At 58.5% G+C, this 24,852-nt stretch carries 17 protein-coding genes; 6 read left to right on the top strand and 11 right to left on the bottom strand.

Annotated elements, in window-relative coordinates; genetic code table 11:
- Positions 1-140: 140 nt before the first annotated feature.
- The 4 genes from DPF_RS07865 to DPF_RS07850 all read right to left on the bottom strand — a co-directional run bounded on the left by DPF_RS07865 (position 141) and on the right by DPF_RS07850 (position 6,637).
- Entirely contained in the window at positions 141-1,553 is a 1,413-nt protein-coding gene (locus DPF_RS07865; protein WP_069858677.1) for an efflux transporter outer membrane subunit, read from the bottom strand.
- On the bottom strand, positions 1,546-4,713 hold the full coding sequence (locus DPF_RS07860; protein ID WP_069858675.1) for an efflux RND transporter permease subunit: 3,168 nt from the start codon (positions 4,711-4,713) through the stop codon (positions 1,546-1,548). Before DPF_RS07860 ends, DPF_RS07865 begins: the two co-directional genes overlap by 8 nt.
- Positions 4,713-5,930: an efflux RND transporter periplasmic adaptor subunit gene (locus DPF_RS07855; RefSeq protein WP_231702149.1), complete on the bottom strand. Its 1,218-nt coding sequence runs from the start codon at positions 5,928-5,930 to the stop codon at positions 4,713-4,715. Before DPF_RS07855 ends, DPF_RS07860 begins: the two co-directional genes overlap by 1 nt.
- Before the next feature lie 122 nt (positions 5,931-6,052).
- Positions 6,053-6,637 carry a TetR/AcrR family transcriptional regulator gene (locus DPF_RS07850; protein WP_069858673.1) on the bottom strand — a complete coding sequence of 195 codons (585 nt, stop codon included), beginning with the start codon at positions 6,635-6,637 and terminating at the stop codon, positions 6,053-6,055.
- Between the two features lie 220 nt (positions 6,638-6,857).
- Between DPF_RS07850 and DPF_RS07845 the strand changes: the two genes are divergently transcribed.
- Both DPF_RS07845 and DPF_RS07840 read left to right on the top strand, forming a co-directional pair.
- Complete coding sequence (locus DPF_RS07845; protein ID WP_069858856.1) at positions 6,858-8,129, top strand: RsmB/NOP family class I SAM-dependent RNA methyltransferase; 1,272 nt, start codon at positions 6,858-6,860, stop codon at positions 8,127-8,129.
- A 50-nt stretch (positions 8,130-8,179) separates the two neighbouring features.
- On the top strand, positions 8,180-8,935 hold the full coding sequence (locus tag DPF_RS07840; protein ID WP_069858671.1) for a 2-amino-3,7-dideoxy-D-threo-hept-6-ulosonate synthase: 756 nt from the start codon (positions 8,180-8,182) through the stop codon (positions 8,933-8,935).
- A gap of 217 nt (positions 8,936-9,152) precedes the next feature.
- Here the strand turns inward: DPF_RS07840 and DPF_RS07835 are convergent, their stop codons facing one another.
- Positions 9,153-9,887 (bottom strand): class I SAM-dependent methyltransferase, encoded by a 735-nt coding sequence (locus DPF_RS07835; protein ID WP_069858669.1) that lies wholly within the window; start codon positions 9,885-9,887, stop codon positions 9,153-9,155.
- 89 nt (positions 9,888-9,976) lie between these two features.
- Entirely contained in the window at positions 9,977-11,644 is a 1,668-nt protein-coding gene (ilvD, locus tag DPF_RS07830; protein ID WP_069858667.1) for a dihydroxy-acid dehydratase, read from the bottom strand.
- A 336-nt stretch (positions 11,645-11,980) separates the two neighbouring features.
- On the opposite strand from ilvD, the gene DPF_RS07825 reads away from it, so the two are divergent.
- The 3 genes from DPF_RS07825 (at position 11,981) to DPF_RS07815 (ending at position 18,200) form a co-directional block, all read left to right on the top strand.
- Complete coding sequence (locus tag DPF_RS07825; protein WP_176724205.1) at positions 11,981-13,972, top strand: SpoIIE family protein phosphatase; 1,992 nt, start codon at positions 11,981-11,983, stop codon at positions 13,970-13,972.
- A 139-nt stretch (positions 13,973-14,111) separates the two neighbouring features.
- Positions 14,112-16,538 carry an MFS transporter gene (locus DPF_RS07820; protein ID WP_069858663.1) on the top strand — a complete coding sequence of 809 codons (2,427 nt, stop codon included), beginning with the start codon at positions 14,112-14,114 and terminating at the stop codon, positions 16,536-16,538.
- Positions 16,539-16,613: 75 nt separating this feature from the next.
- Positions 16,614-18,200 (top strand): hypothetical protein, encoded by a 1,587-nt coding sequence (locus tag DPF_RS07815; RefSeq protein ID WP_069858661.1) that lies wholly within the window; start codon positions 16,614-16,616, stop codon positions 18,198-18,200.
- Positions 18,201-18,470: 270 nt separating this feature from the next.
- Here the strand turns inward: DPF_RS07815 and DPF_RS07805 are convergent, their stop codons facing one another.
- Positions 18,471-19,631, bottom strand: a complete 1,161-nt coding sequence (locus DPF_RS07805) for an ABC transporter substrate-binding protein (RefSeq protein WP_069858657.1) — start codon at positions 19,629-19,631, stop codon at positions 18,471-18,473.
- A gap of 132 nt (positions 19,632-19,763) precedes the next feature.
- Here DPF_RS07805 and DPF_RS14050 point away from each other — a divergent pair, with 132 nt between their 5' ends.
- The gene (locus tag DPF_RS14050) at positions 19,764-20,411 is read left to right on the top strand and encodes an aspartate/glutamate racemase family protein (protein WP_069858655.1); all 648 of its coding nucleotides are present in this window, start codon (positions 19,764-19,766) and stop codon (positions 20,409-20,411) included.
- On the opposite strand, the gene DPF_RS07795 is transcribed toward DPF_RS14050, so the two are convergent.
- The 4 genes from DPF_RS07795 to DPF_RS07780 form a co-directional block, all read right to left on the bottom strand.
- Positions 20,412-21,287, bottom strand: coding sequence for a cell division protein FtsX (locus DPF_RS07795; RefSeq protein ID WP_069858653.1), 876 nt, complete (start codon positions 21,285-21,287; stop codon positions 20,412-20,414).
- Position 21,288: 1 nt separating this feature from the next.
- Entirely contained in the window at positions 21,289-22,017 is a 729-nt protein-coding gene (ftsE, locus tag DPF_RS07790) for a cell division ATP-binding protein FtsE (RefSeq protein WP_069858855.1), read from the bottom strand.
- 207 nt (positions 22,018-22,224) lie between these two features.
- Positions 22,225-23,394, bottom strand: coding sequence for a response regulator (locus DPF_RS07785; protein WP_069858651.1), 1,170 nt, complete (start codon positions 23,392-23,394; stop codon positions 22,225-22,227).
- Positions 23,387-24,748 carry a GAF domain-containing sensor histidine kinase gene (locus tag DPF_RS07780; RefSeq protein WP_176724204.1) on the bottom strand — a complete coding sequence of 454 codons (1,362 nt, stop codon included), beginning with the start codon at positions 24,746-24,748 and terminating at the stop codon, positions 23,387-23,389. The genes DPF_RS07785 and DPF_RS07780 overlap by 8 nt, the downstream gene beginning before the upstream one ends.
- Between the last annotated feature and the right edge of the window lie 104 nt (positions 24,749-24,852).

The raw sequence follows: 24,852 nt of genomic DNA, 5'->3' as shown, positions 1-24,852 counted from the left end.
TATGCATGACGATTATCCCGGGACAAAACATACTTGCCCGCTTGTTTGCAAAAAGAACGCTTCCTCGGCCGGAACCCTTTCCTTCTCCGCCGTCATCCCGGATTGTGTCGGGATGACGGCGGAGACCAACCTGCGCCCTGTCACTCTCCCCCGCCACCAAGGACCGCGTATAATTGGACCTCGTTGGCCAGGCGAGTCAACTTGAGGGTCATGAGGCCCTGCCGGGCGTCCACCAGGGACCTCTGGGCATCGAGCACGCCCAGATAGCTGTCGATTCCCCGTTCATAGCGTTTGCGAGAGAGTTCATATGTTCTAGCCAGGGCCTGGACAAGGTCTTCCTGGGCCGCGATCTGTCGGCCTATCTGCTCCTGAACAGCCAGAGCATCGGCCACCTCTTTGAAAGCGGTTTGAATGGCCTTTTCATATTCGGCCAGCAGAATCTTCTGTTGGGCCTTGCTCACGCGATAGGCGGCCCATGTCCGGGGATCAAAAATGGGCATGGCCACGCTGGGCGTGAAGTTCCAGGTATCCGATCCCGAACCGAACAGGCCGGAAAGCTCCTCGCTGGCCGTCCCCATGGTGGTTGTCAGGGAGATGGAAGGGAAAAACGCAGCACGGGCCGCGCCAATAAAGGCATATCCTCCCCTGAGCCGATGCTCTGCAGCCAGGATATCCGGGCGCCGAAGCAGGGTTTCCGAAGGGAGTCCCGGCGTGACGCCCCTGGGCGGAACAAGGTTTTCAAGTCCTTCTGGCAACAACCCTTTTGGCACGGTTTCTCCGGCCAGCAGATTCAGGGCGTTTAAGGCCTGGGCCTCAAGCATGGTGTACCGGGCTATATCACCCCGGGCCGTTTGCACAGGGACTTCGGCCCTGCGCAGGTCCAGCTCGGTGGCAAGGCCTGCCTCATGCCGTCGTTTGACCAGGGCATATGCGGCCTCCTGAACCTCCAGGGCTGTTCGGGCCAGGACCAGATGATCCCTGGAGGCCGCCAGGTTCAGATACGCCTTGGCAACACCGGCAATAAGGGTGATCCGGACACTGCGCGCGGCCGCTTCCGTGGCCAGATACTCCTGCAGGGCCTGATCCTTGAGACTGCGGATGCGTCCAAAGAAGTCGAGTTCCCAGGCGGCAATGCCCAGATCGACATTGAAGGCCTTGGACGTTCTGGACGCACCGGGCAGGGTAAAGTCTGCAGCAGTGCGTTCCTTGGTCCCGGCCCCGCTCACGCCAAGCCCGGGATAGAGTTCCGCGCGCTGTACCCCGTACAGGGCCTGGGCCCGGGCCACGTTCAATGCGGCCAGTTTGAGATCCCGGTTGTTCTCCAACGCAAGGCTGATGACCTGGCCAAGGTTCCTGTCGGGAAAGAACGTTTCCCAGGGAACATCCGAGGCGAGGGGAGACGGGTCCGTTTGACGGGACGCGACATCAGCTCCCTGGGGCCACTCCGCCGGGACAGGCGCCTGAGGCCGCTCGTATGTCGGGGCCAGACTGCACCCTCCGAGAACAACAACGCATCCGGCCATCAAAACCAGCATTCTAAGCGTACTATGCATGGCCGTTCCCCCCTGTATACTTCATGGTCACCCGTTTCCGGTGTTTTCCCAATCCCTTGTAAATGATCACGTAAAACAGCGGAGCAAACATGGTTACCAGAATGGTCGAAGTGACCATGCCACCCAACACGCCCACGCCAATGGCATTTTCAGCTCCTGCTCCCGCCCCCGTGGCCGTGGCCAGGGGCAGGACGCCAAAACCAAAGGCCAGGGAGGTCATGATGATGGGCCGAAGCCGCAGCTTGGCCGCCTCCAGGGTAGCCTCCACCAGGCGAACGCCCTCGTCAACCTTGGCCCGGGCGAACTGGACAATCAAAATAGCGTTCTTGGTGGTCAGCCCCAGGATGGTCAGCAGACCGATCTGGAAATAGACGTCATTGGGCATACCCTTCATGGTGGAAGCAATGACCCCGCCAATGACCCCCAAAGGCAGACACAGGAGGATGGCAATGGGGATGGGCCAGCTTTCGTACAGGGCCGCCAGACACAAAAAGACCACGAACACGGAAAAGGCGTACAACAACGGCGCCTGGGATCCGGCCATGCGTTCCTGGTAGGACAGGCCCGTCCAGTCGAACCCAATGCCCTGAGGCAGTTTGGCAGCCAGCTCTTCCATGGCTTCCATGGCTTCACCCGAGCTCATTCCGGGCGCGGGCTCTCCCCAGATGTTCAAGGAAGAAAAGCCATTGTACCGCTCAAGCAGAGGCGATCCCGTGGTCCACCGTCCCGTGGCAAAGGACTCGAAGGGGACCATTTTCCCGGCATTGTTGCGCACATAGATCTTCTTCAGATCCTCGGGAACCATGCGAAAGGGGGCGTCGGCCTGGACATAGACACGCTTGACCCGCCCGCCCTGGATGAAGTTGTTCACGTAGGCACCGCCAAACGCGGCAGCAAGCGTGGTATTGATGGAAGTGACCGGGACACCCAGGGCGCCGGCCTTGGCCCAGTCCACGTCAATCCTGTACTCGGGCACATCGTTCATTCCGTTGGGCCGCACCCTCACAAGGCGCGGATCCTTGGCCGCCATGCCCAGCAGCTGATTCCGGGCCTCCATGAGCTTTTGATGCCCCAGACCCCCACGATCCTGCAGCTGGAAATCAAACCCCATGGCATTGCCCAATTCAATAACCGCTGGCGGAGGAAAGGCAAAAACCATGGCCTCCTTGATGCCGGAAAAGACCCGCATGGCCCGGCCGGCAATGGCGCCGACCTTGGAACCGGGATCCTGACGCAGATCCCAGTCCTTGAGCTTGACAAAGGCAAAACCCATGTTCTGGGCCTCGCCGCTGAAACTCACGCCGGCAACCGACATCACCGATTCCACAATGTCCTTCTCTTGGGTCAGAAAATGGTTTTGCACCTGTTTCATGACCTTGCGGGTCTGCTCCAGACTCGATCCTGCCGGCAAAATGGCCTGCACGATCAAGATGCCCTGGTCCTCGTTGGGGAGGTAGTCCGTGGGCATGCGCTGAAACAGATAGCCCGTGGCCCCGGTGATGAGCAGAAACAGGACAAGATACCGCAGTTTCTTGCGTAGAATGCGCCCCACCAACCGCGTGTACAGGCCCCTGAACCGGAAAAAGCTCCGGTCGAACCACCGGAAAAAGGGGCGGAGGAAAAAGATGGCGTTGTCAGCGGGCTCATGCCCCTTGGGAATGGGTTTCATGAACGAGGCGCACAAGACCGGGGTCAGAATAAGGGCCACCACCACCGAAAGGAGCATGGACGCCACAATGGTGATGGAAAACTGCCGGTAGATGACGCCGGTGGATCCCGGGAAAAAGGCCATGGGCGCAAAAACCGCGGCAAGCACCAGGCCGATACCGATCAGGGCGCTTGATATTTCGTCCATGGACTTTGCCGTGGCTTCCCTGGGCGGGAGCCCTTCCTCGGCCATGATTCGTTCCACATTTTCCACGACCACGATGGCGTCATCCACCAAAAGTCCGATGGCCAGAACCATGGCGAACATGGTCAGCATGTTGATGGAAAACCCGAACAGCCCCAGAACGGCAAACGTCCCCAAAAGGACCACGGGCACGGCAATGGTCGGAATCAGGGTGGCCCGAAAGGTACCCATGAACAGATACATGATCACAAAAACCAGGACAACGGCCTCGCCCAGGGTCTTGGCCACCTCGTCAATGGCCACCTTGGTGAACGGGGTGGTGTCGTAGGGATAGATGACCTTCATGCCCGGCGGGAAATACCGACTCATCTCTTCGAGCTTTTTCTTGACGGCATTGGCCGTGTCCAGGGCATTGGCTCCTGCAGCCTGTCTGATGGCCATGGCTGCCGAGGGCATGCCGTTGTAATTGGCAATAACGTCATACCGTTCCGTGCCCAGTTCCGTCCGGCCGATATCACTGATCCGCACCACGGAACCGTCGGCCTGGGTGGTAATGGGAATGGCTGCAAACTCTTCGGGAGTCTGGAGAAGATGCTGGACCACAATGGCCGCATTCATCTGCTGTCCCTTGACCGCCGGGGCCCCACCGAACTGACCGGCCGACACCTCCACGTTGTAGGCCTGCAGGGCGCTCATGACATCGGCCATGGTCAGGTGATAGTTGGTCAGTTTGTCCGGATCCACCCAGACGCGCATGGCGTACTGGGATCCGAAATTGTTCACTTCACCCACGCCCGGAACCCGGGAAAGGATCTTTTCCAGATTGGACTGGGCATAGTCCCTGAGATCGTTGCCATCCATGCTTCCGTCTTCGGAAACCAGACCCACAATGATCAGATAGTTTTTGGTGGACTTGCTGACCTTGACTCCCTGCTCCTGCACCACCGCGGGCAGGCTGGCCATGGCCAGCTGGAGCTTGTTCTGGACCTTGGACCAGGCAACATCGGGATCGGTTCCCGGGGCAAAGGTCAATTCGAGGCGGGACGCTCCCGAAGACGAACTGCTCCCCGAAAGATAGAGCATATTGTCCAGACCGGTCATCTTCTGTTCGATGATCTGGGTCACCGTATTTTCAACCGTCTCTGCCGAAGCCCCGGGATAAAAGGCATCAATGGAGATGGAGGGAGGCGCAATGGGCGGATACTGGGAAATGGGCAGGTTGTAGATGGCCAGGCATCCGGCAGCCATCATGGCAATGGCAATGACCCAGGCAAAAACCGGCCGCTTCAGGAAAAAACGCGATAGCATCACTTGTCTCCTTGGGCCGTGGTTGCGGACACCGGCTGTCTGACCGATGTCCCGGTGTTTTCAGGGGTGGATGCGACCCTGACCGTCATCCCCGGCCGGACAAACTGACGTCCCGTAAGAATCACCCGATCACCAGGATTCAGGCCGGAAGTCACGAGCCACTTATTGCCTATGGCCCGATCCAGGGAGACCGGATTGAGGGCAACGGTATTTTCCGGGGTAACGGTCAGAACATAGGGTTCTCCCTTGTGATCCCTGGCAACCGCATTCTGGGGAATGAGTATGGCCTTGGGGTTCACCCCTTCTCCGATGCGTGCCCTGACAAACATGCCCGGCAACAGAAGCTTTTCGGGATTGTCAAAAATGATCTGCATGGTCACGGTACCCGTGGTTTCGTCCACGTTCACTTCGCTGAATTGTACCGTACCCTTGAGGGGATAGATTGAATTGTCCTCCAGGACGAGCTCCACATTGCGTTTGGTCTGACCGCCCCGGACAAGGGCCCCCGAAGTCAGCCGCTGCTTGAGATGAAGCATGGCCGTTCGGGACTGGGGAACCTCCACGTAAATGGGATCAAGCTGGCGTATGGTTGCCAGAGCAACAGGCTGGTAGGCCGTGACAATGGCGCCCTCGGTCACCGAAGATCGGCCGATACGCCCGGAAATGGGTGCGGTAATGCTGCAATAGTCCAGATTGATACGCGCCGTTTCCATGGCCGTCTTCCAGTACTCAATGTCGGCCTTGACCTGGGCCAGGGCTGCGGCGGCATCATCATAATCCTGCTGGCTCACGGCCTTGTCCGTCAGCAACTCCTTGTACCGCTCAGCCCTCGCCTGAATGGAAGGCAGCTGGGAACGGGAACGCACAAGGGCGGCCCGTGCATTGTCCAGAGCCGCCTGAAAGGGTGCCGGATCAATCTGATACAGGGGCTGTCCCTCCTTGATGTACGAACCTTCCTCAAACAAACGTTTCACGATCAGTCCATTGACCTGGGGCCTGATCTCTGCCGTGCGAAAGGCAACAACCCGACCGGGCAGCTCCGTGATCAATGCAACCGGCTCCGGGCTGATCGTCACGGTGGTCACCTCGGGAGTCGGCATGGTGCGCACGCCTTCCTTCTTCTGCTCGCAAGCAACAAGCACCATTCCGGCCAGCAGGACGACCGCGGCCAGAACGTAAGGTGCAACGCCTTGGATTTTACTGTTGTTCCGTATCAAAATGCCTCCATATCTAGGTAAAACGTATAGTCTCATGCCGGTGAGAACCATCCACACCAACGTCACGTTACAAGGCCCAAAGGGCTCATCATCTGACACATATGTTCCCAGCACGCCTTCTTCTAGGCCTTGATGGCATTCCAGCAGGCCTCGGCCGTGGCCTGGATCATGGCATCATCAACCCTGGCGCGTCCGGACAGGGAGTAGCGCACCAGAAAACCCACCGGCCCGAAGGTCATGACCGGATAAACAGGCAGCGGCATCTTCCGGATGGTTCCCTCGTTCTGCCCCTTCAGAAACAGTTGCGAGAACAGGTCCGAGGGATTGCCGTCCGCCTGGGTGATTTCCGCATGGGCCTTGTCGATCCCGTACGGAGAATTGTAGTATTGCTCGATGAAGCGAAACTCCTTGGGATGGGAACGGAGATACTCAATCAGTTTGGTCACAAAACGGACAAACTGCCGATGCGTGGGCAACTCGGGATCAAGGCTCTCCTCCATGGCACATTTCAGGGGAGTGTCCACCCTTTGGAACAGCGCGTGGATCAGATCATCCTTGTCGCTGAAATAGCGGTAAATGCTGCCTACGCCCACGCCGGCAAGGGTTGCAATGCGCGACATGGGAGAGGAATGAAATCCGTTTTCCGCAAACAGATCCAAAGCGGCCTCCAGAATGGCGGCACGCAAATTCTTGGGAAGAGCTGACATGCTGATTTCCTTGTTACAAAAAAAGGTGGGGTGCGGAATGAACGTTCACTCTTTGATGGAGTCGACGTCCTTTGTCAAGCACGTCCTGAAGGGGACGATCTCGTGACACAAAACCGCTGGGGACCTTCACCCGATTCCGCTCTGGACGAACCAGCCCTTCTTGTTTAGCGGTGATCTGCACCGTGCGCCATGAGCGCACCCATCCGAGCCCATGCCAACCATGACCAACGATCACGCCCCTTCCCGAACATTCCGTCTCAACTGTGACCCCTCTGATGCCGAGCGGGTGGAATCCCTGCTGCAGGCCGAAGGGTTTGTCCTTGCACAGGACCCCTGTTATTCCCTGGCCCGGGGTCTCATAAGCGGCCCCACTGCCCTGGGTAACGCCCTGGCCCATACCTTTGGCTACATCTACATCCAGGATCGTTCCTCCATGCTTCCTCCCCTGCTTCTGGACCCGCCCAAAGGGGGAGTGGTCCTGGACATGTGCGCCAGCCCGGGGAGCAAGTCGACCCTCCTGGCCCGGCTGGTAGGCCCCCAAGGGCTGGTTGTGGCCAACGAGGTCAACCCGACCCGACTGGGCACCCTGCGAGCCAATCTCAGGGCCCAGAACCTTCCCAATGTGGTCACCATCTGCCAGCAGGGCCAGGATCTTCCTCTGGATGAAGGCACATGGCCCTTCATTCTGGTGGACGCTCCCTGCAGCGGCTGGGGCACCGTGGACAAGAACCCCCAGGTGATGCAGGTCTGGACCCCGGACAAACTCGCCCCCCTGGTCCAGCTCCAGAAAAGCATCCTGGCCAGAGCCGCCAGGCTTCTGGCTCCGGGCGGCACCCTGGTCTATTCAACATGCACCACCGATCCCCTGGAAAACGAGCAACAGGTCCGCTGGGCCGTTGATCACCTGGGGCTCCAGCTGGAACATCTTGATCCCCTGCCCGGTTTCACGGTGCAGCGCGGTGCGGCTCCCGAGCTGGACCACTGTCTGCTCATCGACGGCCGCAAATCCGGAGCCCAGGGATTTTTCGTGGCCCGCCTCTCCAAACCAGGCAGGTCCGGGCAACCCGCGGATTTGCCCGTCAAGACGGGGATGGCCGACCATGCCGTGCCCGTAAAACAGCTCACCACAGCCCACCCCCTGAACGAAAACGCCCTCAAGGCGGGCACATGTCATCTTTTCAGGGACAAGGTCTTTTTCCTCCATCACAAGGCTTTGCAACGCCTGGCCGGACGGGTCCGCTGGCAGGGGCTGCCCCTGGGAACCCTGCGCAAGGACCGGTTCCGCATCGACCCGACCCTCCACTGCCTCATGCCCGGGTACGATACCCTGGGGGGACTCAACGTCACGGACATTGACATCCTGCACAAAATGATATCAGGCCAGAGCCTGCCCGCCCCCGGTTCCGGCAAACACGGCGGGCTGTACTGGCGGGGCCTGCCCCTGGGATGGCTCAAATACAAGGGCAAACGGTGTCTCTGGTCCAATCGGTAATGCCTGATCCCGCGCCCCCTTTCCTTCCAACTCCAACCCCTTGCACAACCATGAACGCTTGCTCACGACGCTGCCAACGACTCTTCGACCGGCACAGCCGCACCTCCATTCTCCTGCCCCTGGATCACGGGGTCAGCGAAGGCATGATCCAGGGACTCGAGGACATGTCCTCCCTGCTCAAGGGACTTGATCCCCACCTCGTCCAGGGGGTCATCCTGCACAAGGGTCTGGCTGCGGCCCTGATCCAGGACATCGACCCGCGCATCAACCTTATTATTCATCTGTCCGCCGGTACCAGACATGCCATTCCGCCGTATGCCAAATCCCTGGTCTGCTCGGTCCAGGAGGCGGTTCGACTGGGTGCGGATGCGGTTTCCATACATGTAAACATGGGCAATGACTGCGAGGATCGCATGCTCACCGACATGGGTATGGTCACGGATGAGGCCCATCTTCTGGGCATTCCCGTACTGGCCATGATCTATGCCCGGGGCGGACAAATCGTTAACGAGCTTGATCCCACATTGGTAGCCCACTCCATCCGATTGGGCGCCGAAATGGGGGCCGACCTGGTCAAGGTGCCCTATTCCGGTGATCCCCAAAGTTTTTCCAAGGCGGTTCGCGCCTGTCCCGTTCCCGTGCTCGTGGCCGGAGGTCCCAAAAAAACCAACACCAAGGCCTTTTTGGACATGGTGGCTGAAGCCATGGAGTGCGGCGCCCGGGGCGTGAGCATTGGCCGCAACATTTTTCAGCACCGCAACCCGGCCAAGGCCCTCAAGGAACTGGACGCCGTGCTCCGACGATAACCGCGCCCGGCCCGGCGCACACGCCCATCCTCCCGAACACACCACAAAGCCGGGAACGACTCTGCCCTGTTGAGCAGCATCGTTCCCGGCTTTTTCATGCCTTCAGATCAGGCTTCATGCACTGCGGATCATGCATCCGCAGTGAGGATATGCCCCAGGCAAGGGGCCTCTTCTTCATTCAGCTGGCGGGGGATAACCCGATCACCAATCACACCAGCTACATACTGGGTTCGGTCTTCCAGGCCATGAGCGGGGTTCTGGCCGGCCCCCCGAGAAGATCAATGCGTACGGCGGCAAAGGTGCCCACATACGGTGGCAGAAGCAGGCCACAGGCCTGCTTGAAAAGCGGCAACCTGCGCCAGGTCCAGACCGGTCCCGGAAGAACCGACTTGGCCAGCAGCCACTGCCTGCCAATGGCCGCGTTGATCATCCGCTGCATCTCCCACCACGAAAACCATGAACTCCCGGCCCACAAAGAATCCCTGCCCGATTTCCGGGATCTGACATGGGTCAGGTAGTACAGGGAATGCCTGTTCAAGAACCCGACAATCAACCCCTTTCGGGCCACCCTTGTGGCCTCGGCAATGGCGGCCTGGGGATCGTTGCAGAATTCGAGTACCGTGATCAGGGAAACAAAATCGAACTCGTTGTCGTCGTAGGGCAGGTGCTCGGCCACTCCCACCCGCAGATCAACCCGGTCCCCCATCCTCTTCCTGGCCCGCTTGAGCATGGCCGGCGAGGGATCAATCCCGCTGACATCAAATCCCCATTCCCAGAACATGTGGGAAAAATGCCCCGCACCACACCCCACGTCCAGCAAGCCCTGCCGCCGCCGGGGCCAGGTGGACACAAGCCGCTGCAAAAGACGGCTTTCCCGATCCAGGATGAATTGTCCCAGCGGAGTCGTGAACCAATGTTCGTACCGGTCGGCTTGCTGATCGTTCCAGGGCATGGTGAATGAGGTGCTGTTTGTGACTTGAGGGCACGGTGCCCCCTTGAAGCCGGGTCTTGCTTGATGCCGGATTGTCAAATGGTTGATGCCTATCGATCAAAAACCGCACCCTTGGCCGCGGAGGAAGCGTGCCTGCGGTAGCGGCGCAAAAACGGTGAGGTGACTTCCTTTTCCAGGGGTTTCCAGTTCTGCTGCCGTTTGGCCAATTCCTCCGGAGAAACCAGCAGTTCCAATGACCGGCCGGGGATATCCACTTTGATCTGGTCGCCATCCTTGACCAGACCGATGGGGCCGCCTTCATAGGCCTCGGGTGAAACATGACCGATGGCCGCACCACGGGTTCCTCCGCTGAATCGACCGTCGGTGATCAGGGCAACGTCCTTGCCAAGGCCCATACCGGCAATGGCCGAAGTGGGGGTGAGCATCTCCCGCATGCCCGGTCCGCCCTTGGGGCCTTCGTTCCGAATGACCACCACGTCGCCGGCCTGGATCCTGCCGCCCAAAATGGCGGAAACCGCATCTTCCTCGGACTCGAAAACCCGGGCCGTTCCTGTGCGCTGCATCATTTCCGGGGCCACGGCCGACTGTTTGACCACACATCCGTCCGGGGCCAGATTGCCATGCAGGATGGCAATGCCCCCTTCAACGCTGTAAGGGTCTCCCATTGGCCTGATGACCTCGTCATCCGTGACCCGGGCATCCAGGGCATCCAGATTCTCTCCCAGAGTCTTTCCGGTCACGGTCAGGGCATCCAGCTGCAGGAGCCCTTGGGACGAAAGCTCGGCCATGACCCCGGGGATGCCCCCGGCCCGGTCCAGATCCTCCAGATGGTGAGGACCTGCCGGGGAAAGATGACACAGGTTGGGCGTGGTCCGGCTGATCTCGTCAAAAATGTCCAGAGTCAGATCCAGCCCGGCCTCGGCAAACACGGCCGGAAGATGCAGCACCGTATTGGTCGAGCATCCCAGGGCCATGTCCACGGTAACCGCATTGGCCACGCTTTTTTTGGTGACAATGTCCCGAGGGCGGATATTCTTTGCAAGGAGTTCCATTACCTGCATGCCGGCCTGCTTGGCCAGACGGATCCTGGCGCTGGTGACCGCCGGAATGGTTCCGTTGCCGGGAAGGGCCAGGCCGATGGCCTCGGACAGGCAGTTCATGGAATTGGCCGTGAACATACCCGAACAGGAACCGCAGGACGGACAGGCCGAGGTTTCCAGCTCTCCCAGTTCCGCTTCGCTCATGTCCCCGCGGCTGACCTTGCCCACGCCCTCGAACACGGTGATCAGATCGGCGGTCTTGCCCTTGTGGGAACCGGCCAGCATGGGGCCGCCGCTGACAATGATCGCCGGGATGTTCAGTCTGAGCATGGCCATGAGCATGCCGGGCACGATCTTGTCGCAATTGGTCACCAGGACCAGGGCGTCAAAGGGATGGGCCGTGGCCATAATCTCAATGGAATCGGCAATGAGCTCCCGGCTGGGCAGGCTGAACTTCATGCCTTCGTGGTTCATGGCCAGCCCGTCACACACCCCGATGGTCGGAAATTCCATGGGGGTTCCCCCGGCCATGCGCACCCCGTCCTTGACCGCCCGGGTAATGGCATCGAGGTGAACATGGCCGGGAATGATTTCATTGGCCGCGTTGCAGATGCCCACAAGGGGTCTGGCCATTTCTTCCCGGGTCAATCCCGTGGCAAACATCAACGAGCGGTGCGGGGCCTTTTCCAATCCATGGGTCATGAGTTTGCTGCGCATGAACGATCCTTTGTTTGTCGTGTATGTATGGTCTTGCCGGCTCAACACAGATTGAGCACACGGTCTGTCGGTCCTCCCAAGCAGTCCATGGGTACTCCCCTCGCCATGGTCCGGGATGACAAACATGTTGCCGGCATGAGAGAACAAAGTTCCGAGGGTCAACAACTATCCTTGAGAGTATGCGCAAAAACTACGCGACGGAATCAGGCAGGGTCAAGGAGTTTCACCGCAACCCGATCATTTTGCGTATACCACACCTGTCTTGTATTCAGGAATGAATTGCATTACTGCGTTGTCAACAACATATGTTTCCGTCACCCTGGACGTCCATCCATCATGACCCCATCACTTCGTTCCAAAATCACTGTTCTCATCTTGTTCGTCCTTCTGGTAACAGGCGCATCCATCACCTTTTTCACCAAAAAGGACGTGGGCAGGGCCATGCTCAAGGCCGAAGTCCGTTCCGTGGCCAATGCCCTTGAACTCATCCACACCACCATCAGGGGAGAGTACGAGGGTCTGCTTGACTACAAGGTCGCCACGGTCCAGGCGCGCAAAAGCCAGCTGCGGCATACGGCAACAGCAGGCAGGGCCCTGTGCCGCGCCTATCTGGACATGACCCGCTCGGGGCTCATGACCCCTCAACAGGCCCAAAACCGATTGAAAGATCTTTTTGCGGACATGGGATCGGGGAGCGGAGAAAAACTCACCATCATTGATTCCCGGGACAGGATCATCTTTCATCCCGACACGACCAAGATGGGCCGATCCACGGCCCAACTGCAGGACATGAAGGGCCGAACCATCACCCGGGTGGTTCGCAAGCAGGATGCCATGTACGGGGGCACCTTTGCGGTCTTCACCTGGGACACAACACGGACCAGGGATTCCGGCAAGCAGCTCGGCTATTTTCTCCCCTTTGCCCCCTGGGGCTGGATTGTTGGTGCCGTCATCAGCGTTGACGACATCAGCACCCAGGAACATCAAAAAATCAGGGAGTTGACCAAAGTCCTGGAAACAACCCTGGCCACCATCCGCATCGCCCAGACCGGCGGGATCTCCATTTTCAACACGTCCCGACAACCGGTGATCAGCCATCCTGATCGCGCCCCCCTGCCCGCACCCGTCATGGACTCCCTGATGGCCAACGCCGAAACCGGCAAGGGCTTTGTCACCTATACTTCCCAGGAAAAGGACAGGGAGCAGCAAATGCTCGCCCGGGCCTTTTATTTCAAACCCCTGGGGTGGTACGTGACCGCGTTCGTGCCTACCGAGGAAATCCAGGAACCTGCCAATGCACTGGTAACCAGACAAACCCAGCTCATTCTCCTGGTTTCCCTCATCGGCCTGGGCCTGGGTCTTCTCTTTGCTGGACGGATTTCCGGGCCCCTCAAGGAATTGACCGCATTTGCCAAACAGCTTCCGGGCATGGACCTCACCGCCTCCTCCCCGGGGATCACCTCCATTGACCATCTGGCCACACGATCCCGTGACGAGGTTTCCCGCCTGGCAGCGGCCTTCGTGTTCATGCTTTCGGAACTCCGGCGCAACGTCAGCCATCTGATGGAGGTCACCGCGTCCCGGGAACGCATCCAGAGCGAACTGGATGTGGCCAAGGAAATCCAGGAAGGCATTCTGCCCAAGATTTTCCCGGCCTTTCCGGACCGCAGGGAAATCGAACTCTTTGCCAGTCTGGAATCGGCCAAGGAAATCGGCGGGGACCTGTACGACTTTTTCTTCATCGACCACAAGCGGCTGTGCTTTGTCATTGGCGACGTTTCCGACAAGGGCGTGCCCGCGGCCCTGTTCATGGCCATCACCATGACCCTGATCCGTTCCACTGCCGAGGAACACGATAATCCCGCTACCATCATGACCAGGGTCAATGACAAGCTCAGCCGGGAAAATCCCAATTCCATGTTCGTCACCCTGTTCATCGGGATTCTGGATACATCAAGCGGTCATGTCGCCTATGCCAATGGAGGCCACAACCCGCCCATCCTGATCAGAAACAACGGCACCACCACCTATCTGGAAGGCATCAGCGGTCTGGTGGTGGGCGGCATGGAAGGGATTCCCTACCAGGGGCTGCACGTGGACCTGCACCCCGGTGAAACCCTGTTTCTGTATACGGACGGAGTGACCGAAGCCCTTGATCCGGACAAGAACCTGTTCACGGACCAGCGGCTTCTTGAAGACGTGACCGCCAACCGTCAGGCCGATCCCGAAAACCTGATCCGTGCCGTACGAACACGTGTTGACCAGCATGTTGGCACAGCCCGACAGTCCGACGACATCACCATGCTGGCCCTGCGCTTCAAGGGATGATCCGGCAGACCGTTCCAGGGCCCCTGCCCCGTGACGGACATGAAACGCACCTGACAACACGGGCAAGGCATTTCCATGGCGCGACAGACGTTGTCCCCTGGAGGAGCTGAACCGTTCAACCCGAACCCCTTGTATCCGCATGCAACGAATCGGTCTCACCACACGCCTCGCCCTGTTCACCCTGGCCATCCTGACCCTTTCCCAGATATTCAATGCCGGGCTGACCATCTCCTCCCTGGAAAAGATGTACATCCAGGGAACCTTGTCCAGGCACCGGGTGGCAGGAGGCGACATGGTCCGCAAGATCGAACGGGCCATCCGCCTGGGCAAACCCCTGGAACGATTCGTGGGCATGGATCGGCTGTTTGCAACCATCCGGGAACACGCGCCCGGCATCACCGATATCCTGGTTCTGCTTCCCGACGGCACCGTGACCCAGGCTATGAACCCCGACACGACCGCATCCACCTGGCAAGCCTACCTGGATACAAGAGGCAAAGTCACGCAGATCTCGCCAGATTCCAGGGATCAAACGGAAACCCTGGAATCGTCTTCCAGCATCTACCTGCTTTTGCCTATTACCATCGAAAAACGGCCAGTAGGTCGACTGGCCCTGATCCTGTCCAAACAGAAAATCAAGCAGGCCCTCCATCTCGCCATTGTAGCCAACATCAAGACACTGCTCCTGGCCACCTCGGGGGCGGCCCTGATCCTGATTGCGGGCATGATCTTCGTGGTCCCGGCCCGTGCGGAACATCCTTCTTTCAAACGCCGTCTGTACACCATCCTCATCCTGGCCTTTGGATGCGCCCAGCTCTTTTACAGCATGTCCAACATCGTTTTCTTCAAGGGCCAGACCCAGTCCTTTGTCAAACGCAACGCAACAACCGTGATCAGTCTGGTCAAGCAGGACATCGACAGTCTCCTGACCAAGGGCGTCCATCTGGAACAGATGCACGGGGTGGATCGCTTTTTCCACGACATTGTTGCCGTGACCCCGGAAATAGCCTCCATCAGCCTGGCAGACGGACAAGGCCGTGTCTTGTTCGCGGGCGACGCCCTGGGACCGGTTCCCCTTGAGGAAGAAAGCACCCTTGGGAAGGCGGACCCGGGATATGATATCGACATCCCCGTCCAGCCATCTGGCTCATCACGGGTCCAGGGACACATCAGACTCTCCCTGTCGCATGCGACCATTGATCAGCGCACCCGGTCCATTGTCATGGACACACTCACCGTGGCCGTCATCTCCCTGCTCTTCCTTTTGGAGATGATCATGCTCCTGTCCCTGTATCTGGAAAATCACCAGTCCATGGCCGTTTCCCCGGGGACCTCACCCGGATTTACCTGCGCCCTGATCCGGCCGGTGGGCTTTGTGATCATTTTTTCCATGAGCCTCTGCTTTACCTTCATCCCCCTGCGCATGGACCAGCTGTATGAACCCATGCTCGGCCTTTCCAGGGAAATGATCATGGGTCTGCCCGTTTCCATGCAGATGGCCGGGGCCGGGCTGGCCATTGTTCTGGCCGGATTCTGGATTGACAGACAGGGGTGGCACAGGCCCCTGATGCTGGGGCTGGCGGCCATGAGTGTGGGCTTTTCCTGCGCCGGACTCACCAGTCATCAGCTGGGCTACATCCTATCTCTTGGCCTGTGCGGTCTGGGATTCGGCCTGGCGTTCATGGGTTCCCAGGGATTCGTGCTCAAGCATGCAGAGCCGACCCGCAAGGCCTCGGGCCTGGCCACGTTTTTTGCCGGGGTCTATGCCGGCAACATCTGCGGCAGTGCGGCCGGGGCCATGATGGCCGACCGGCTGGGCTACGGACCGGTCTTTCTGATTGCCGGCTTCCTTTTCATTGTCACCATGATCCTTGTTTTTGTTTTCTTCCGCCCCCTGTTCAAGACATCGGGCACGGTGCCCGCGCCTGCCGCCAAATCCCATGTATCCACAGACATCATGGCCTATGTGGGCAACAAAAACGTACGCATCCTGCTTTTGTTCAGCATTGTGCCCAGCGCCCTGGTGCTCATCGGGTTCATCAATTACGCCCTGCCCGTGTATCTCCATCTGGTGGGCGCTTCCCAGGCCGATATCGGGCGCATCATCATGGTGTACGGCATCTGCCTGGTCTATCTGGCCCCCACGATCAGCCGGATCATCGAACGTGCCGGAAGCAGAAAGCCCTTTGTTTTTCTGGCCGGTGTGCTGGGGGCCGCGGCCATGGGCTGCTATCTTTTTCTGGACGGTCTCACCGCAGCCACCTGCGCGGTCTTTCTCCTGGGCCTGTCCAGCAGTGTGGGCTTTGCCTCCCAGAATGCCTATGCCCTGGGTCTCAAGGCCACCCGGCAATTCGGCGAAAACAAGGCCATGGGTTTGTGCAGCGCCACGGAACGGATCGGCCAGGTCCTGGGCCCCCTTGTTCTGGGGGGGCTGATTACCCTGGTCGGGATGAACAAGGCCATTGTCACGGCCGGCATGATCTATCTGCTGGTCACGGCCGTCTTTTTCGTGTTTGCCGAGGCAGACGGACACGAAACAACCATCACATCCAACAAGCATGCATAACCAGGGGACATGGCCCGATCGTGGTCGCACCCATCAACCTTTGCGAGGGTGGGTCCCCATGGAGGACGTCTTTGCATGACCACGAACACCCCTCCCTGCCATCTCCTGGACACCCTGCATCAGCAGGTGCTTGGCCAACGGCGCCATCTGGGTGAACTGATCCGTACCCGGGGCACGACCCGTCTGAGGGATTGGTGCACGAGCCTGTGTACGCCCTGGTCCCAGCCCCTGCCCACCAGCGATTCCCTTTTTGATACCGTGTACGGCCATACCGCGCGTCTTCTGGGCAGCAAAACCGCCTCCCGCCTGACCAGTCATCTGGAACACTCGCCCCATGTCCTCACGGCCAACCACCACGGCCTGGACTGCTATGCCCAAACCCTGCAGGGCACATTGCTTTTTGCCCTGGCCCGATTTCATCAAGACGCCCAAATATCCTCGTGCTTCCCGGTCCTGGCCTGCGGCAATGTCTCCCTGAACAACCTGACCTACCCGCAAGGGATTGTGCTGGCCCGCAAAATCAAGACCCCGAGCGGACGCAACGTTTCCAGGTGGGTTCCGGCCAAAATTCCGGTCTTTCCCCGTCGCCAGCAGCACGCCCTGGCCAGCAAACTGGCCGCCTACACCCCGGCCATGCTCCACAAGGCCAGATCCCTGGCCCTGTCCACGTCCTTGGGGCTGCTGCCCTCGGAACAGCAGGCCGTCCTCCACCTGCTGGATCACGTCTATCCCCAGGCCCTGGACCATGCATGTTTTTCCGACCAGTGCACGGCCATCAATGCCCGTGCCTGGCACAGCATGTTCTCCCGGGATCTTGCCGCCATCTTTCCCCAACCCGTGTACCTGGAGCTGGAAACCATCTGTACGCGACTGGCCATGGCTGATCTCACCAGCACGAAGTCCCTCCTGCACACCCTTTTGTTTGATCCCTGCGTGCGCAGAGAACTCATGCACGCACTGGACGGAGCAGTAGGCTGCTGGTCCCTAGAAAAACTGAATGATCTGGGTGCGTCCAGCATATCCGTACACAACCAGCGCGCCGGAACCCTCTTTTTCTGGACCGTGGACCACAAGGGATGCAAAATGCCCATGAATCTGGTCAAAACCGGCAGCACGCATCAACTGGTTCCCCTGCGAACCACACCGCAAACACGCGGCGAAAAGTGGACGCCAGCGGGCATTATGCACGCCCTGGAACACCACCGCATCCTGCCGTCCCTGTTCACCTGCTATACACTTCTGGCCCTGGTACGAGGGATTGTCTGCCATGGGGGAATCTATCAGACAGAATACCTTCCCGCCATGCAGGCAGGGGTCTCTCGGGCCCTGCGTCGGACCGGCCATGCCCAGCAGGCCGACCACGCCGACACGGTACGCACCAACGCCCTGTGCGCGGGCCACAACCTGGCCATGGCACACTATGCTGATGGCACGATGGTTCCGGCCGGACGTATTGAATTCATGGCCGGAGGCGGGATCACGCCCCGCCACCTCGAACAAATGGCCAACCTGACCCTTGAACAGGCCAGCCTGGCATCCCTGCCGGAAACCTTTGCTCCCTTTTTGCCGGCCCGCTGGCAATCCCATGCAGGATATGGGGAGCTCACCCATCTGGTTTACCAGCGATTGCAAGACAAACTCCCGTGTTTTGCCATCAGCTAGCAAGCTTTGCCGGATCCTGAATCACGCCAAGAGCTTTGCACAAACCGGATCCATGGGAAGGCCACCCGCCTGCAGTGCCCATCCCCGTGTACCCCTCCGCGTTGAGGACAAAAAAAGGGCAATGCATCAAGTTTCATGCATTGCCCGCAGTGTGCAGCGCCTTCTGGCCATCACGTCCAGGGGTATGGGTACAGAAGATTTTCCCCGACAACTTCTCCTGCCACCTGACGCTCTCAAAGTCCGCGTAACATCCCCAAAAATTTCAGCCGCCTAGTTGTGGACGTGCTCGATCTTTTCGTAAATTTCATCTGCCGAAAGCAGGATATCAAAAGGCGGATTGTAGTCGATTCTTTTGGCGGTTTCCAGATTCAACGCGATCTTGGGTGGTTCTTCATAAATCTGGGTCAGATACCTGGGAACCGCCCCATTGATAATCTTGCCTATGGTGGAGGCGTAGAACGCCCCGATGTACTTGTGCCCGGCCTGGGAAATGCTCATGAGCACGCCCAATTCCACCTCGCGTGAACCCGACTGGGAAAAGGTGGGCAGTTTGTACTTGAAAACCGGGGCCAGGATGCTGTCCATCCTGGACTCCTGAATCCCCCGATTGGCAGTTATGTAAAAGGCGTCCACCTTGGGAGCCAGAGCATTCATGGCCTTGACCAGCCGCGTGTACGCCAGATCCAGATCATCAATGTCAAAGGTGTCCTCGTAGTGAACCACCTCGAACCCCTCCTCCCGGGCCACCTTTTCCACATCATCCACAGCCGCATACCCCCGGCCTGCCGGGGTATTCTCATACACAAGGCCAAGACGCTGAAAGCCGATGACATCGTGGAACAGGCGAACCTGCCGTTCATAGCGGGTCGGATCTATCTGGGCATGCAGGTGATCAAACCCCGAATCCTGAGGGCTCTTGATGATCCCTGCCTGAAGAGGATTGCTCGTTGAAATGACAATGGTGGGTACATGGTGACGATCATTAGCCAGGTCCTGACCCGCCCAGGTGCCCATGGCCATGACCAGATCAATATCCTTGTCCCTGTTCATCCTGGTGATCAGCGTTTCCCGGGTTTGGGGGCGGATGGCCGCATTCCAGCCCGAGGTATAGAAACCATCCTTCAAAAACCGGATATATCTGCTCTTGGCGTGCTCGGCCACATAGTCCCAAAGGGCCCTGGTTTCGTTGGGGTCGCTGGTCGGGGGCAGTTCAATGGGCTCAATCCATCCCAGATCGGCCAGGGCAGCAATGGTTCCCCTAAAACTCTTCTGATAATCCATGTACGGACCACCTTCCAAATAGGCGATCCGAAAAAGGGGGCCATTGTACCCCGGCTCGGGACGGGGATTATATCCGTCATCCCGGGCAGCCAGGGCAGGAATTCCCCAGAGAACCAGACACACCAGCAGGCAATAATAAATTTTTTTCATGATTTCCCATGCTTTTATGTTGCGGACAGGAAAGGTTTTACGGTAATTGGCCACTGTAAAACACAGGTATTACCAATGTGCATTGGCCAAGAATGTACTACAACACCCCACCCATGCCAAGGAGCTGTATTCGTGAAAATCGCCGTTATTGCCGGAACCCGGTTTGACACGGCCCTGGGCTGTTCCCTGCTGGAGCGCTCCGGAATTCTTTGTCATCCCATACCCATGGCCAGGACGCCGGAAGAACAGAACCTCCTCCAGTACACAAACACCAACGGCCTGCAACAAACCATGGAAGAGGCTGTTAACCGGCTGGAACACAGGGGCTTTCAAGGTGTCATGGTCTTTTGCAACTCCCTGGCCTCCAGCATCAATATGGACCAGCTCAGACAGCAAACCTCCCTGCCCATTATCACTCCCCTTGATGTCTACCAGAACATGCCGGACCAGTGGCAACGGATCCTGCTCATGACGGCCAACGCCCATACCCTGGGGACGATCGAGGCCCTGCTCCTGGCCCGAAACGCGCACATGGAGATCACCGGATTTTCCAGCCTTGACCTGATCAAACGCATTGAACACCAGGAGGCCCGTCAGGTCATGGCCGACTATCCCCTGAACCACCTGCTTGCCCTGACCCGGCAGCAAAACCTTGAAGCCATTGTTCTGGGATGCACCCACCTCACGAAGATTTTTGACCATATCCGGGCCATCACCCCCTTGCCGGTCATGGACACGGGCACCATCATGGCCGAAATGGTCAAGGCCTCCCTGACATGATCACCCTTCCTTCACGGCCACAAAACTGCTGACAATCCCCACGCCCATGAGCATCCCGAGCATGCCCAGAATCTCCTGTACGGACAAAAAGGGCACTTCGATCCACAAAGGCGGAAAATACAGCATGTCCTGCAGCCCCAGGTGAACAAGGCCCAGCAGGCCCAGGGCCAAAAGGCCTCCCAGAAGTCCCTGAACCGCCCCGCCCACCACAAGGGGAAGCCGGATGTACAAGCGACTGGCCCCCACCAGGCGAAGAATCTCGATCTCGTCTTGCCTCTGGAAAAGAGCCAGCTTGATGGTGTTGCCCACCACCAGCCCCACCACCAGAATCAGAAAACAGATGACCGGCCAGAACATGGCATGGCTCACCCGCATCCAGGAATGGACAACATCGATCCTGAGCGGATTGTAGTGGACCGAGGCCACAAGGGGCAGGGATTGCAGTCTGGCAAGCATGGATTGGACCCATTGATTCTGATCCCTGGAGGGCAGGGTAAAGGTCAGCAGGGCCGTCGCCGGCAACGGGCTGGCCTGCTTGAATCCCGTCAGATCAACCTGGTCGGCAAAGGCCTGGGCCAGAACGTCCAGTCCTCCATCCGGGGTAAAGGTCGTGGTCCCCACCAGATCGGGAAGTTGTTCCATGGATTGCCATGCTGCCCTGACCCGCTCGAGATCGGCCCCCTGCTGCCAGTAGACCTGGAACTGCACCTCGGCCTGCCGTCGCACAATCTGATCTTCGATGGTGTTGACCAGCATGAGAAACATGCCCGCCAAAAACGCAACCAGACCAACGGCGGCCACCGTCAGACACAAGGCCCACGGTGTGCGGAAAATATCCCTGATTCCCTGGGTGAACAATCCCCCCAATGCGATCACCTCATCCCTCCTCGCAACTGCCTGTGGTTCGTCTGGCCCAAAGCTCCCGGCGAAGTCCCTGGCCCGACGGGCTTTCCAGGGCAACAGGCGCTCCGTCGCGCAGGTACAGGATGTTCGCCATGGGCGTATTGGCCAGGATGTCCCGATTGTGGGTGGCAAAGACAATGGTTGTGCCGTGCCGGTTGAACTGGTGAAAGACATTCATGAGCCGCCTGCCCAGATCAGGGTCCAGATTGCCGGTAGGTTCATCGGCCAGGATAATCTTGGGTTTGACCACCACGGAACGGGCAATGGCCACCCGCTGCTGCTCGCCTCCGGAAAGCTCCTGGCACAGGCAGCGGGCCTTGGTGTCCAGTTCGAGACTCCGGAGAACCGCCCGGACACGGTGCTGGACAACCTGGGCCTTTTGCCCCTGAACCCGCAGGGGCAGGGCCACATTGTCAAAAACCGTACGCCCGGGCAGAACCTTGAAATCCTGAAAAACCACCCCGATCTGGCGGCGCAGGCGGTGCAATCGGCTGGCACGCAAGGTGCCCAGATCCATGCCGGCCACATTGACCCGCCCCCGCTGAACAGGCAGAGCACCGTGCAAAATACGCATGAGCGTGGTCTTGCCCGCGCCCGAAGGGCCCACAAGAAACAGGAATTCCCCCTGACGCAGGGAAAAGGAAACGTCCTTGAGCGCCCAGTGGGAGCCAAAGGAATGGGAAAGGGATTTGACGTGGATCATGATTGGCAGACACACTTTGAAGGAAAAACAAACACAGGTACCCGAAAACATGGTTTTCGAAAGTCTTCAGCCAAGTACCTACTCAAAAGTGCGCTGGGAAGCAATGCAGCAGGAAAGGGAAGGGAGGGGAAACAAGGCAACGCAGCAGGCAGGGGAAGGAACAAATCACCACGGACAGGGACTGCCAATGCCTGCCGTGGCCAGAATTCACAGGGGCTTCTTGTTTCTGGACCTCATCTTGTCCAGCACGTTGTGAGCGGCATGAAAATCAGGATCCATATCCACGACCCGTTGCAAATGCTTGAGGGCGTTCCTGGTATCCGATAAACGCACCTCGGCCATGGCCAGGTTGAAAAGCAACCGGGTGTTGGCAGGGTCCTTGCGCAGGGCTTCGCGATACACCCTGACCGCAACCTCTGTTTTTCCCTTTTTTCTCAGGGCCAGGGCCGTATCGTTCAGGACTTCCGAAGACAAAAATGCCCACAGATAGGGGCCAAACTCCTGCATGGCCTCATGCACCTGGTCCGCCTCGATGTGCATCCTCCAGACCTTCTCCCTGACCTTGTCGTCCCCCGGGGCCATGTTCAGAGCGGTCATAAAAAACAGTCGGGACTGGGGGATATTGTGATCGTCCAGCTCCAGCTTGCCCCGGAAAAGCACGTATTCCACGTTGTCCGGACTGAGCTGCATGGCCTTGTCCACGCTGCTTCGGGCCTGATCCATGTCTCCTGCCTCATGCAGAATCCTGGCCCGCAACAGCCAGGCCCGCCCCATGAGGGGTGCGTGGCGTAGGCATGCATCGATCAGCGTTCCGGCCCGTTCCAGATCACCGTCAAGACGCGCCAGCAACGCCTGCCCGTAAAGGGAAAAACTGTCCGGCTCCTCTCCGGCCGACCTGATCATCCGAACCACAAGCTCCCGGGCTTCAGGGAGCCGCCCCTCACGAACAAGGGTTTCAAGCGTGAGGACAGCCGTATTTCCCCGTGTCGAGACCTCGCGGCTCAAAATGTAAAGCTTATGCTGCAGGACACTGATATCCAATGGCTTGACCAGGTAGCCGCTCACCCCCATATCCGCGGCCAAGGCCAAATCACCGGGTTCGACCTTGGAAGTAAACAGTAAAAAAGGAATCTCGCACAAAGAAGCATGGGTTCGTACCCTTTTGAGCAGCTCAATGCCTGACATGCGGGGCATTTTCCAATCGGAAATGACCAGTCCGAGCTGATCCTGTCCATCACGCATGAGCTGCCAGGCCTCTGCCCCGTTGGCCGCCTCAAGAATGTGGGAAAAACCCAGCACATCAAGAACATTGACCACTGCCTGCCGGGAGGGACCCACATCGTCAACCACAAGGATCGGAGCATGGGCATCAATCATTTTCGCATCCTGCAATGGCTGGCAACTCCACACAAAATTTCGCCCCGCCCAGTTCGGAATCCTCGACCCAAATGGATCCCCCGAGAAGCCGGACTATCTTCCTGCACATATACAGCCCCACTCCCGCCCCCTGGATGCCCTGATCAACGGCCTGGGACGCCCGGGCAAACCGTTCAAAAACGTGGTGTTTGGAGACATCGGGCACGCCCATGCCCGAATCCTCCACCCAGAATTTGACATAACTCCCCTGACGATCTGTCCCTCGATGGCCCTTACCGCGGACCAGTTGAACCCGGATCTGCCCCCCAGCTGGTGTATACTTGACCGCATTAGAAAGCAGATTTTGAAAGAGATGGGCCAGCAGGGAAGAATCTCCGCTCACTAGAACGTTGCTTCCAGTCGAGACCTGGAGAATAAGATTCCTTTGTTTGAGAACAATCTGAATGCGTTCCACCTCCTGCTGGATCACCAGAGAAATATCCACGGGAGCCAGACGGAAGACATCGCTCTGGAGTTCCTGAACCCGGGCGGTTTCCAGAAAATCATTGATCATCTTACGCAGGTTTTTGGCGCCCTCAAGTCCGTTGGCAATAATACGCCGCTGTTTTGCATTCACCCCCATGTAGAGAAGCAGATCATAGGTGGCAATGATGGCGGATAAGGGACTTTTAAAATCATGCACCACCATCTGCACAAGATCAGCCCGTTCCATTGTGGACACCAGCAGCTCGTTGCGCTTGTGCTCCAGTTCCCGGGCAAGCACCTTGTACCTGTCCTTTTCCTGTCGAACCTGCTCGAATAAACGGCAGTTCTCCAACAGGGGGGATATCCATCCGGCATAGGTTTGGAGCAGGTTCGCATCATCCGAATCAAAACTGATCCCGTCCTGCCTGTCGGAAACATTGACCACCCCGAGAACATGCCCCCCTTGGGCTGAACGCAGGGGCACGGATATCAGAGAGGTCGTCTTGTAGGACACACCCCGGGGCTTGAACCGCTCATCGCCCAAGATGTCACGAATTAATAAAGGTTCACCCGTGGCCAGAACATGCCCAGAAACAGTATCCTCCCGAATATCCTGAACCAGACCGACCAGGGACGGCTTGGACGAGGCCATGACTTCAAGCCGCGTTTGGTCATCGGTCAAAAGCATAATAGATCCCCTTTCGGCGCCCATGCGCTGGAGCAGGATCAACAATCCTTGTTGGAGTTTCTCGCCAAAAGGCAGATCATTGCGGGATAAAAGCTGAACAACGCGGAGCAAGATGTTTCCCTCGTCACCCAGGTTGGCGCCTCCATCCTGTTCCCCCGGGCTAGAAGAGGTACGACAACCAAGAACTTCGTTACAATGCATCACATTTCCATTGCAAAAGGGTTCATACGCTATGCCTGTCAGCAGACCTTCCAGGCCTGCCATACGTATCAACGACACGTTGTCATCCAAAGTGCTACAAGGGC

The sequence above is a fragment of the Desulfoplanes formicivorans genome (genome assembly GCF_001748225.1).
GTDB classification, from domain to species: Bacteria; Desulfobacterota; Desulfovibrionia; order Desulfovibrionales; family Desulfomicrobiaceae; genus Desulfoplanes; species Desulfoplanes formicivorans.
This window is presented reverse-complemented; position numbering and strand designations above follow the sequence as displayed.